General features: G+C 33.7%; 8 protein-coding genes. 6 read left to right on the top strand and 2 right to left on the bottom strand.

From position 1 onward, the window contains the following. Positions 1-207: 207 nt before the first annotated feature. From BOW55_RS10555 to BOW55_RS10540, 4 genes are all read left to right on the top strand, one after another. Positions 208-1,638, top strand: a complete 1,431-nt coding sequence (locus tag BOW55_RS10555; RefSeq protein WP_129024101.1) for a peptidylprolyl isomerase — start codon at positions 208-210, stop codon at positions 1,636-1,638. Between the two features lie 78 nt (positions 1,639-1,716). Next, a complete protein-coding gene (locus BOW55_RS10550) occupies positions 1,717-2,670 on the top strand; it encodes a MoxR family ATPase (RefSeq protein ID WP_129024100.1) in 954 nt (317 codons plus the stop codon). Positions 2,671-3,075: 405 nt separating this feature from the next. Next, a complete protein-coding gene (locus tag BOW55_RS10545) occupies positions 3,076-5,847 on the top strand; it encodes a bifunctional aconitate hydratase 2/2-methylisocitrate dehydratase (protein WP_129024099.1) in 2,772 nt (923 codons plus the stop codon). 118 nt (positions 5,848-5,965) lie between these two features. Beyond that, positions 5,966-8,230, top strand: a complete 2,265-nt coding sequence (locus BOW55_RS10540; protein ID WP_129024098.1) for an aconitate hydratase — start codon at positions 5,966-5,968, stop codon at positions 8,228-8,230. Positions 8,231-8,309: 79 nt separating this feature from the next. Here BOW55_RS10540 and BOW55_RS10535 read toward each other — a convergent pair whose 3' ends face one another. Beyond that, the gene (locus tag BOW55_RS10535) at positions 8,310-8,642 is read right to left on the bottom strand and encodes a helix-turn-helix domain-containing protein (protein WP_129024097.1); all 333 of its coding nucleotides are present in this window, start codon (positions 8,640-8,642) and stop codon (positions 8,310-8,312) included. Positions 8,643-8,736: 94 nt separating this feature from the next. On the opposite strand from BOW55_RS10535, the gene BOW55_RS10530 reads away from it, so the two are divergent. Beyond that, a complete protein-coding gene (locus BOW55_RS10530; RefSeq protein ID WP_129024096.1) occupies positions 8,737-9,339 on the top strand; it encodes a nitroreductase family protein in 603 nt (200 codons plus the stop codon). A gap of 86 nt (positions 9,340-9,425) precedes the next feature. Here BOW55_RS10530 and BOW55_RS10525 read toward each other — a convergent pair whose 3' ends face one another. Next, a complete protein-coding gene (locus tag BOW55_RS10525) occupies positions 9,426-10,817 on the bottom strand; it encodes a carboxypeptidase-like regulatory domain-containing protein (protein WP_129024095.1) in 1,392 nt (463 codons plus the stop codon). Positions 10,818-11,075: 258 nt separating this feature from the next. On the opposite strand from BOW55_RS10525, the gene BOW55_RS10520 reads away from it, so the two are divergent. Next, positions 11,076-12,500 (top strand): LysM peptidoglycan-binding domain-containing protein, encoded by a 1,425-nt coding sequence (locus BOW55_RS10520; RefSeq protein WP_241686534.1) that lies wholly within the window; start codon positions 11,076-11,078, stop codon positions 12,498-12,500.

Genomic DNA, 12,500 nt, shown 5'->3' with positions numbered 1-12,500 from the left:
ATTAGTTTCTACAATGCATATAATTTTTTGTTAATAGTATGGCTGATAGTTGTATTATGTAATTGAATTGTTATTTTTGTTCGTTTTAAGTAAAAGAAATAGAAATTAACTATTTTGGATTTTTAGAAACTGCTTTTTGCAGAAACTGGAATAGTTGGCTAGATTACAGACAATACAGATCTTTACATTCAAATTAAATTTAAAATAATGTTATTAAAAAAATTACAGCTAAAAACAATTGGTTATAGACTAGTCTTAACAATGTGTTTTTTACTTTTTTTCAACTCCGTGATTTCAGCTCAGGAAATTATTAAGGATCCTGTAGCCGAGAAGCCTGCAGAACTTCATACGGGGCAAAAACAGAAAATAGATGGTATTATTGCAACTGTTGGAGATTATATTGTTTTAGATTCTGATATTGATAAAGGCTACTTAGAAATTGCAAGTCAAGGAGGTAATGTAAAAGATATTACAAGATGCCAAATGCTTGGAAAATTGTTAGAAGATAAATTATATGCACATCAAGCAATTCAGGACAGTATCGTTGTAAGCGATGCAGAGGTTAGAGGAATGATGGATGAGCGATTGAATTATATGGTACAACAAGTTGGAGATATCAATAAAGTTGTAGAATACTATAAAAAGAGTTCAGTTGAAGAGTTTAAAACGTATTTTGCAGACATCTTGAAAGAACAAAAATTAGCCTCAGAAATGAGAGATAAAATTGTTAAAGATGTTCAGATAACACCTGAGGAAGTTCGTAATTTCTTTAAAAAAATACCAAAAGATGAATTGCCGACTTTTGGAGCAGAGATGGAAGTAGCACAGATTGTTGTTGATCCAGCAGTTTCTAAAGAAGATAAGCAAAAAGTAATAGATCGATTAAATGACATTCGAAAAGACGTTTTAGAAGGATCTAGTTTTGCAACAAAGGCAGTTTTGTACTCGCAAGATCCTGCATCTTCACCAAATGGTGGTTATTACAAAATGACACGTAAAACACCTTTCGTAAAAGAATTTAAAGATGTTGCATTTAGTTTACAGGAAGGTGAAATTTCAGCACCATTCGAAACTATTTTTGGATTCCATATCATTATGGTTGATAAAATTAAAGGACAAGAAGTTGAATTGCGTCATATATTAATTGCTCCTACGGTCTCTGAAAATGCTTTAAAAGAAGCAAAAGAAAGAGCGGCAAATATTAGAGCTAAAATTGTAAGTAAAACAATCACTTTTGCAGATGCAGCAAGAACTGAATCTGATGAAAAAGAAACAAAAGCAAACGGAGGAACTTTGGTAAATCCGAATACACAGGACACTCGTTTTGAATTGACGAAAATGGATCCAACTTTATACAGTCAGGTTTCGAACTTAAAAGATGATGAAGTTTCTCAGCCAATTTTAAATACTGATGATAAAGGAAAAAAAACGTATAAATTAATTACGGTTACTAATAGAATTGACGAGCATACAGCAGATTATGCTAAAGATTATACTAAAATTAAAGAATTAGCATTAAAAGAAAAACAAATCAATGCAATCGCAAAATGGTTTGATGCTAAAATTAAAGATACTTATATCAAAATTATTGGAGAATACAGAGATTGTACTTTTGCTAACAATTGGTTGAAAAAATAATTTTTATTAAATAAAGAAAAAGAGTTAGTTTTATGAATTCATAAAGCTGACTCTTTTTAATTTTAAATACACTTATAAATGTCTGATGTAACAGCAATTCATAATTTAGTTCAGAAACGCAATGAACTAAAAAGCGAAATAGCAAAGGTAATTGTGGGGCAGGATGCCGTAATTGACGAAATTTTACTTTGTATATTTTCTGGCGGACATGCACTTTTAATTGGTGTTCCGGGACTGGCAAAAACATTAATGATAAATACTTTGGCACAAGCTTTAGGTTTAGATTTTAAAAGAATTCAGTTTACACCAGATTTAATGCCTTCAGATATTTTAGGAAGTGAAATTTTAGATGAAAACAGGCAATTTAAGTTTATTAAAGGGCCAATATTTTCTAATATTATTTTGGCTGATGAGATAAATAGAACACCTCCAAAAACACAAGCTGCATTGCTTGAAGCGATGCAGGAACGTTCAGTTACAATTGCGGGACATAATTATAAATTAGATTTGCCTTATTTTGTACTAGCAACGCAAAATCCAATTGAGCAGGAAGGAACTTATCCATTGCCTGAAGCACAGTTAGACCGTTTTATGTTTGCTATTAAATTAGAGTATCCAACTTTTGAAGAAGAAGTAAAGGTGGTAAAGCAAACAACATCTGATAATAAAGTTGAAGTTAAACCTTTGTTTACGGCACAGGAGATTATTGATTTTCAGCATTTGATTCGTAGAATTCCTGTTGCAGACAATGTTGTTGAATATGCGGTTACTTTAGTGAGTAAAACACGTCCTGATAATTCATTATCTAATGATTTTGTAAAGAATTATTTAGATTGGGGAGCAGGACCAAGAGCATCTCAGAATTTGATTTTAGCGGCAAAAGCTCATGCGGCTTTTAATGGTAAATTTTCGCCAGATATTGAAGATGTAAAAGCGGTAGCAACTGGAATTTTGAGACATAGAATTATTAAAAATTATAAAGCCGACGCTGAAGGAATAACTGAAGAAGTTATTATTAAAAAGCTGATGTAAATTATACGATTTAGATTGTAAAAAAGCCTGATAAATACTATCAGGCTTTTTTGTTTTAATTTGGAAAAGTATTGATTATTTGATTGCGAACGAAAGATGAAATTGACTCTAAAAAGAGTAACTATAACGTTATAATAGCTTATTTAGAACTGTTCTTTTCTAAAATAGAGGTAAAATCTCACTTACTTTATTACGTCTAATTTCGACTTTGCTAAAGAAAGGTTTTTAAAATATCAATAATTCATTTTTTTAATGTAAAACTGATATTTTGACAAAAACAAGTAGCGAAAATCGTTTTTTAATAATAATAATTTTTGAAAACGCGACTTCTATTATATTATTTTTAATTCTCGGCTTTAATATTTAAATTTGCGTACAAAAAAACAAAAATACTTCTAACATATTATGAATACTTACAAAGATTACATTAAAGAAATCGAAGAAAGAAAAGGCCAAGGACTTCATCCAAAGCCAATTGATGGTGCAGAATTAGTAAGCGAAATTATTTCGCAGATTAAAGATTTAGATAACGAATACAGAGAAGATTCTCTTAAGTTTTTTATCTATAATACTTTGCCGGGTACTACAAGTGCGGCTGGTGAAAAAGCTAAATTTTTAAAAGAAATTATATTAGGAGAGTCAGTAGTAAAAGAAATCACTCCAACTTTTGCTTTTGAATTATTATCACACATGAAAGGCGGACCTTCTATTGAAGTGCTGTTAGATCTAGCTTTAGGTAATGATGCTGCAATTGCAGAAGCGGCGGCGAAAGTGCTGAAAACACAAGTTTTTCTTTATGAAGCAGATACTGATCGTCTAATAGAAGCATTCAAAAATAATAACGCAATAGCAAAAGAAATTCTTGAAAGCTATGCAAAAGCAGAATTCTTTACAAAACTGCCAGAAGTAGCAGATGAAGTTAAAGTAGTTACTTTTATTGCTGGTGAAGGTGATATTTCAACAGATTTACTGTCTCCAGGTAATCAAGCTCACTCACGTTCAGATCGTGAACTTCATGGTCAGTGTATGATTACTCCGCAAGCACAGAAAGAAATTAGAGAATTGCAAGCACAACACCCTGATAAAAGTGTAATGTTGATTGCAGAGAAAGGAACAATGGGAGTTGGTTCTTCAAGAATGTCAGGTGTAAATAACGTGGCTCTTTGGACAGGAAAACAAGCAAGTCCATATATTCCATTCGTAAACATCGCTCCAATTGTTGGTGGTACAAACGGAATTTCTCCAATTTTCTTAACGACAGTTGATGTTACTGGTGGTATTGGTTTAGATCTTAAAAACTGGGTAAAAAAGGTTGATGCAGAAGGTAATGTTGTTCGTAATGAAAATGACGAGCCAGTTTTAGAGCAAACATATTCTGTTGCTACAGGAACAGTGCTTACAATCAATATTAAAGAGAAAAAATTATATAACGGAGATCAGGAATTAATTGATATTTCTAAGGCATTTACGCCTCAAAAAATGGAATTTATTAAAGCTGGTGGTTCATATGCAATCGTATTTGGTAAAAAACTTCAAACACTTGCAGCAAAAGTTTTAAATGTTGAGGCACCTCTTGTATTTGCTCCATCAAAAGAAATTTCTCATGCAGGACAAGGTCTTACTGCAGTAGAGAAAATCTTCAACAAAAACGCAGTAGGTATTACTCCAGGTAAAGTATTGCACGCTGGTTCAGATGTTCGTGTAGAAGTTAATATCGTAGGTTCGCAAGATACTACAGGTCTTATGACTGCTCAGGAATTAGAATCTATGGCTGCAACAGTGATTTCGCCAATCGTTGATGGTGCATACCAATCAGGTTGTCACACTGCTTCAGTTTGGGATAAAAAAGCACAGGCAAATATTCCAAAATTGATGAAATTCATGAACGATTTTGGATTAATCACAGCTCGTGACCCGAAAGGTGTTTATCATGCAATGACGGATGTTATTCATAAAGTTCTTAACGACATTACTATTGACGAGTGGGCTATTATTATTGGTGGTGACTCTCATACAAGAATGTCAAAAGGGGTAGCTTTTGGTGCTGACTCAGGAACAGTTGCTCTTGCTCTTGCTACTGGAGAAGCTTCAATGCCAATTCCAGAATCTGTAAAAGTAACTTTCAAAGGAGACATGAAAGGGTATATGGATTTCCGTGATGTGGTTCACGCTACACAAGCGCAAATGCTTCACCAATTTGGAGGAGAAAATGTATTCCAAGGAAGAATCATTGAGGTTCATATTGGAACACTTACTGCTGATCAAGCATTTACATTTACAGACTGGACTGCAGAGATGAAAGCAAAAGCTTCTATCTGTATTTCGGAAGACGATACTTTGATCGAATCATTGGAAATTGCTAAAGGCAGAATCCAAATCATGATTGACAAAGGTATGGATAACGAAAAACGTGTTCTTCAAGGATTGATCAATAAAGCAGATAAGAGAATTGCAGAAATTAAATCTGCAGAGAAACCAGCTTTAACTCCGGATGCTAATGCTAAATATTATGCAGAAGTTGTGGTTGATCTTGATCAAATCTCAGAGCCGATGATTGCTGATCCAGACGTAAATAATGCTGATGTTTCAAAAAGATATACTCACGATACTATTAGACCTTTGTCTTTCTATGGTGGAGAGAAAAAAGTAGATCTTGGATTTATCGGATCTTGTATGGTTCATAAAGGAGATATGAAAATCCTTGCTCAAATGTTGAAAAATGTAGAAGCACAAACAGGAAAAGTTGAATTTAATGCTCCTCTTGTAGTAGCGCCGCCAACTTATAACATTGTAGATGAGCTTAAAGCAGAAGGTGATTGGGAAGTTTTACAAAGATATTCTGGTTTCGAATTTGACGATAATGCGCCTAAAGGTGCTGCTCGTACTGAATATGAGAACATGTTATATTTAGAGCGTCCAGGATGTAACCTATGTATGGGTAACCAAGAGAAAGCAGCAAAAGGAGATACAGTAATGGCAACTTCAACTCGTCTTTTCCAAGGAAGAGTTGTAGAAGATACTGAAGGTAAAAAAGGAGAATCATTACTTTCTTCTACACCAGTTGTAGTTTTATCAACAATTTTGGGTAGAACTCCAACATTAGCTGAATATACAACAGCAGTTGAAGGAATCAACTTGACTAAGTTTGCGCCTTCTAATAAATCGTTAGTAATGTAATCTTACGATTATTAATATATAAAGAGCCCGAGTGATAAACTCGGGCTTTTTCTTTTATTGCTCTTCTATTTTTTGTAACTTGTCATGTTCAAAAAAATAAAACAAAAAACAATTACTTATGGCTTTTGATATTGAAATGATTAAAAAAGTGTATGAGAACATGCCAGGTCGTGTTGATAAAGCACGCGAAATTGTTGGTCGTCCACTTACATTAACAGAGAAAATTTTATACAATCATCTTTGGGATGGAAATCCGACCAAAGCGTTTGGAAGAGGTATTGATTATGTTGATTTTGCACCAGATCGTGTAGCGTGTCAAGATGCAACAGCGCAAATGGCATTATTGCAGTTTATGCATGCCGGTAAATCTAAAGTAGCAGTTCCTACAACAGTACACTGCGATCACTTGATTCAGGCAAAAGTAGATGCAGCAACTGATTTGGCTAGAGCAAAAACACAAAGTAATGAAGTTTTTGACTTCTTATCATCAGTTTCAAATAAGTACGGAATTGGTTTTTGGAAACCAGGAGCAGGAATTATTCACCAAGTAGTACTTGAAAATTACGCTTTCCCTGGAGGAATGATGATTGGTACCGATTCTCACACCGTAAATGCTGGAGGATTAGGAATGGTAGCGATTGGTGTTGGTGGTGCTGACGCTGTAGATGTTATGTCCGGAATGGCGTGGGAATTGAAATTTCCTAAATTAATTGGAGTTAAATTAACTGGTAAGTTATCAGGATGGACTGCTCCTAAAGATGTTATTCTTAAAGTCGCTGGTATTCTTACCGTAAAAGGTGGTACAGGTGCTATTGTTGAATATTTTGGAGAAGGAGCGACTTCTATGTCGTGTACAGGAAAAGGAACGATTTGTAATATGGGTGCTGAAATTGGCGCAACAACTTCAACTTTTGGTTATGATGCTTCAATGGGGCGTTACCTGCGTTCTACAAACAGAGCTGATGTTGCAGATGCAGCCGATAAAATTGCTTCATACTTAACCGGAGATCCAGAAGTGTATGCAAACCCAGAAAAATATTTTGATCAAGTTATCGAAATCAATCTATCAGAATTAGAGCCTCATTTAAATGGTCCTTTTACGCCAGATTTAGCTACTCCAATTTCTAAAATGAAAGAAGAAGCAATCAAAAATAACTGGCCGTTGCAAATTCAGGTTGGTTTAATAGGTTCATGTACCAACTCTTCTTACGAAGATATTTCTCGTGCAGCTTCTTTAGCAAGACAAGTAGCAGATAAAAATTTAAAAACAAAAGCTGAATTTACCATTACTCCAGGTTCTGAAGTAGTTCGTTCAACTATTGAGAGAGACGGATTTATAGATACATTCCACAAAATTGGAGCAACTGTTTTTGCTAATGCCTGCGGACCATGTATTGGTATGTGGGATAGAGAAGGGGCAGAAAAAGAAGAAAGAAATACAATTGTTCACTCTTTCAATCGTAATTTCTCAAAACGTGCCGATGGTAATCCAAATACATTAGCTTTCGTAGGTTCTCCAGAACTAGTAACAGCAATGGCAATCGCTGGTGATTTAAGTTTTAATCCATTAACAGATAAATTAATCAATGAAGATGGAGAAGAAGTAATGCTGGATGCTCCAACAGGAGATGAACTACCTGCTAAAGGGTTCTATGCCGAAGATCCAGGGTTTCAAGCTCCAGCAGCGGATGGTTCAGGAGTTCAGGTCGTAGTAAATCCTGCATCAGAACGATTACAATTATTGGCTCCGTTTGATGCTTGGGATGGTAAAAACATTACAGGTGCTAAATTATTAATTAAAGCATTCGGAAAATGTACAACAGACCATATCTCTATGGCTGGTCCATGGTTGCGTTTCCGCGGACATTTAGATAATATTTCAAACAATATGTTGATTGGAGCAGTAAATGCTTACAACCAAAAAACAAACTCGGTTAAAAATCAATTAACAGGGCAATACGATGCTGTTCCTGCAGTTGCTCGTGCATACAAAGCGGCTGGAGTTCCGTCTATTGTTGTTGGAGATCATAATTACGGCGAAGGTTCTTCTCGTGAACATGCCGCTATGGAACCTCGTTTCTTAGGAGTTAAAGCAGTATTAGTAAAATCTTTCGCTCGTATCCATGAAACAAACCTTAAAAAACAAGGTCTTTTAGGATTGACATTTGCGAACGAAGCAGATTATGATAAGATTCAAGAAGACGATACAATCAATTTCTTAGACTTAACCGAATTTGCACCTGGAAAACCATTGACATTAGAATTTGTTCATGCAAACGGTTCTAAAGATATTATCTTGGCAAATCATACCTACAACGCAGGTCAAATTGGCTGGTTCGTTGCAGGTTCTGCATTGAACTTAATTGCAGCCGGAAAAGCTTAATATTTTTTGTATTCAATTATACTAGAAACGTTCTGTGAAAGCAGAACGTTTTTTTATTGTATAATTAGAAATTAATTTATTAGAGCTTTAAGGCTGCAGCAGTTTCACTTCCCCATTGAGCAATGGCTTGAAGTAACGGAATAAGTGTTCTGCCAAAAGAAGTTAATTCATAATCTACCCTCAAAGGAGGTTTATTTGTGTGTACAGTTCGTGTAATAAGTCCATCTTCTTCAAGTTCTTTCAATTGAAGGCTTAATGTTCGTTCAGTAATAACTTTACATTCTTTTCTTAATTCACTATATCGCTTTTTTTCGATTAAATGAATAAGAATTACTGCTTTCCATTTACCGCCTATATATTTCATTGTTAGGCTTGTGCTGCAAGGATATTGTTTGTTGTCTATACTATACATCTGTTACTATCAATTTTAACCGTTATTGCAAAGATAGTTTACTATACTTAGTTTTGTAACAATAAAAAGTATAGTATAAATAAAAAATAAAAATATGAGTTTTTTAGACCTTGCAAAGAGCAGGTACGCAACAAAAAAGTATGATGCGGCCAAAAAGATTACAGCAGAACAAATTGAAGAGTTGAAAGAGATCATTCGATTAAGTCCTTCTTCTATAAACAGTCAGCCTTGGAAGTTTACTTTTGTTACTAATGAAACAGTAAAAAGAGAGCTGGCAGCTCAATCTTATATGAACGAACAATCTATCAACGATGTTGGTCTTTTAGTGGTGTTTAGTGTAATGGAAGATATTGAGCATTTTGAAAAACGAAATATCTCTATTCTGCCAGAGGCGTGGAGAACTCTTTTTTACGAACCAATGATAAAATCGAATGGAGATGTTGCAACGAAATCTTGGATGGAACATCAAGTGTATCTTTCGTTAGGTTATTTTTTGAGTGCTTGTATAAGTATGGGACTTGATGCTACGCCAATGGAAGGCATAAACATTGAGGGTTATAAGCAAATATTGCCACAAGATGGGTATGCACCGCTATTCTCTGTTACAGTTGGATATGCTGACTTAAGTGATTGGGCGCATCCGAGGGTTTTGCCAAAATCTCGTTTTGAACTAGATGAGGTTGTACATTCTATTTAAAGTAAAAACAGGTATCATTTGTATGGTACCTGTTTTTATTTTATGGTGTTTCCATCTGGGCTGGGAAAGTAGTTTTCAAAAAAAAACTATTGATTTTCTTTAACTAAAGGAGTTTTTGGATTTAACGTTTTAATACGGATTGGTTTCGTGTTTTCGAATTCATCAACGGAAATACTGTAAGTGTTAGGAGAAGGATTTGTACTGTATTCATTGTACGTATAGCCGCCAATTATATATAATTTGTCTCCATAAAAATGCATTGTCGCGGATTTTAATTCAAGATCAATTAAGTATTCCTTTAAACGATTTGAATTTACATCATACACATACAATCTTCGATCATTAAAAATGTAAATGGTGCTATTTTGAGAAGTAACTGCGGGATTTTCTAAAGGAGAAAAAAGATCTCCCTCAGTTTGCCATTTTTCATCAAGCAAATTTAAACTTACTATTTCAGATAAAGGTTGTCCATTATTTCCGCCAATTAAATAAATTTTATCACCTATTAAAACACCATTTGCTTCTTTTGCAGTTGGCATATCTGAAAGTTCATACCACAAACCAGAAGGAATGTTGTAAAAGCGAACTTTGTTAGTAAATGTTTTTTTGCCTTTCAGAGTTGTTTTTATTGAGCCACCCATAACAATAATATTGTCTTTGTAAGTAAACGACGAAAAATTGACCGCCTGATGCGGATTAGTTTTATCAATTGTAATTGTATTTTTGTTTAAATCAAAAACTTCAATTTCATTTTCTAAATATTCAAATTTGGCGTTTCCTGATATTCGCTTTCCTCCCAAAACGTACATCTTGTTGTCGTAATAATGCAGGTTATTATAAGCCCTTTTTTTGAATTTAATTTCAGAAGTCTGCCAGCTGTCGGTATTGATGTCATAAATTAAAAAATCGCCTCTGTACGAATGAGAGCCTTCTTGACGACGAAGTTCATCATAAAAAGTTTTCATGAAAATTTCCGTATCCGTATTTACTGTTTTTTCCTTTGCTTTTTGAAAGGCGTCAGACTCATAAGAAGCATCTCCTCCGACAATATAAATTTTACCATCTTTTACAAAAGATCCAAAAGAATAAATAGCATTTTTTAAAGGGGCTAATTTCGTAAAAGCAATTTTTGATTTTAGTTTTAATTTACCATTGGCAGAAACAGCTATTTCAGATAAATTCTCTGTTTCCTCTTTCAGGTAAATTTTAAAATTAAGCTTTCTAAGCTCTTTAAAAGAAATTTTAGAAATCTGGTACCCAATATGAGAGAATTGCAAAGTGTCAGTTTCATTAAAGCTTGATTCTTTTCGTATCATAAACTTCCCTTTTCTATCGCTCAAAGTTTTAAAGTTTTTTGAAGAACAAACAATATTTACATCTGAAATAGGTTGATTGGTTGTAGAAACAATAACTCCTTCAGTATTTTGTGCATTTGATAAAAACGAAGATAAAAGAAAGATGAAGAGTAATTTTTTCACAAGTTTTTATTAGTTAAGTTAAGGATAAATCTATTTTGGAACATTATTTTTATTTAAAAAACTGCAATTCAAAAAGTTGACACAATTTTGATGCCGTACTTGTTAAAATGAAGTGAATTAGTTGTTAAAAATAGTGTGTTTTTTACTTTAAAAAGTTAAATTCGCTTTTTAGGTAATATAGTTGCTCTTTTTGAGTTTAAATTATTATCTAAACTTAAAAAAGATAGATAAACTTTAATAGGTGAGTATGGTTTTTAGATTAATTATAGTATTGTTTTTTTTAGTGTTGGTGCTTTTTCTCAAGAAAAATTTACCAAACATAAAATCTCAAAAGGAGAAAACATTACTGTAATTGCTAAAAAATATGGTGTAAAAGTAAAAGATATTCAAGATGCAAATCCTAATGCACCTAAAGTTTTAAAACTAAATTCGGTTTTGCTAATCCCGAATAAAAATGTTCGTACTGTTCAAAAATCTTCTCAAAATGAAGCAAGTAAAACGAAAAATATAGCTTATGATACTCCAGGTTCACATGAAGTTTTGCAAAAAGAAACGCTTTGGGGAATCGCTAAAAAATACAATGTTTCTGTTGACGAATTAAAAAAAGCAAATCCAACATTAGAAACAGACGGTTTAAAAATAGGACAGCATCTAAATATTCCTTCTAATGCAGTAGTCTCAGAAAATATAGTTAATACAGATAATGTAAAACCAGAAATTGTTCCTATTGCAAATACAGAGCTTAACGTTAAAGTACAGGTTAAAGAGACAAAATACTCAATTGCTAAGAAGTACGGAATAACAGTAGCAGAATTAGAGCGTCAGAATCCTTCAATCAAAAAGAAACTCCGAGTAGGGCAATCTTTAAAGATTAGTACCACAGCAGAAAAAGCCAATCAAGTATTAGAAACAGCCGATTTAAATACGGGGAAGCAAGGTGATATTTCTTCAAATGCAGTTGCACTTACACTAAATGGAGTTAGTACTGATGTAGCAAAACCTGAGATTATTGCTTCAGAAAATACAGAAGTTGTTGTTGAGGTTCAGCCAAAAGAGACAAAGTATGCTATTGCAAAAAGATATGGAATTACAGTGGCTGAATTAGAACGACAAAATCCATTTATAAAGGGAAAACTTCCGGTAGGTTATGTTTTAAAGATTAAAACTACCAAAGAAAAAGCAGATGCTTTAAATGTGAATTCATCCCAGATAATCGATAGTGCGCAGCCATCAATAGAAGTTGCAGATAACTCAAATGTTGTTAAAGACTCAGGAATTGTTAGAATAAGCAATCATTCCGATTTAATTAATCAGCTGATTAGTAATGCGACTGAAAATATAGGGACACGTTATCGTTCAGGCGGAACTACAAAAGCAGGTTTTGACTGTTCAGGTTTGATGTTTTGTACTTTTGGTAACTTCGACATCAAGCTGCCAAGAAGTTCAATAGAACAATCTCGTATAGGAACAAGAGTAGCTTCGGAAGAAGCTCAAAAAGGCGATTTAATTTTCTTTAAAACCAATGGAAGGCGCCATATAAACCACGTAGGTATGGTTGTTGAAAATGTTGATGGTGAGATTAAATTTGTACATTCCTCTACTCACGGCGGTGTTATGATTTCTTCAACAAAAGAAGCTTACTATACAAGAGCATTTTCGCAAGTAAATCGTGTTTTAGAATAA

It is taken from the genome of Flavobacterium sp. YO12 (assembly GCF_004119495.1).
GTDB lineage: Bacteria > Bacteroidota > Bacteroidia > Flavobacteriales > Flavobacteriaceae > Flavobacterium.
This window is presented reverse-complemented; position numbering and strand designations above follow the sequence as displayed.

What these genes read in the sequence shown, in the direction of transcription:
- BOW55_RS10535 (WP_129024097.1), bottom strand. Translation starts at nt 8,642, where the DNA reads ATGTATAGTATAGACAACAAACAATATCCTTGCAGCACAAGCCTAACA.
- BOW55_RS10545 (WP_129024099.1), top strand. Translation starts at nt 3,076, where the DNA reads ATGAATACTTACAAAGATTACATTAAAGAAATCGAAGAAAGAAAAGGC.
- BOW55_RS10540 (WP_129024098.1), top strand. Translation starts at nt 5,966, where the DNA reads ATGGCTTTTGATATTGAAATGATTAAAAAAGTGTATGAGAACATGCCA.
- BOW55_RS10550 (WP_129024100.1), top strand. Translation starts at nt 1,717, where the DNA reads ATGTCTGATGTAACAGCAATTCATAATTTAGTTCAGAAACGCAATGAA.
- BOW55_RS10530 (WP_129024096.1), top strand. Translation starts at nt 8,737, where the DNA reads ATGAGTTTTTTAGACCTTGCAAAGAGCAGGTACGCAACAAAAAAGTAT.
- BOW55_RS10555 (WP_129024101.1), top strand. Translation starts at nt 208, where the DNA reads ATGTTATTAAAAAAATTACAGCTAAAAACAATTGGTTATAGACTAGTC.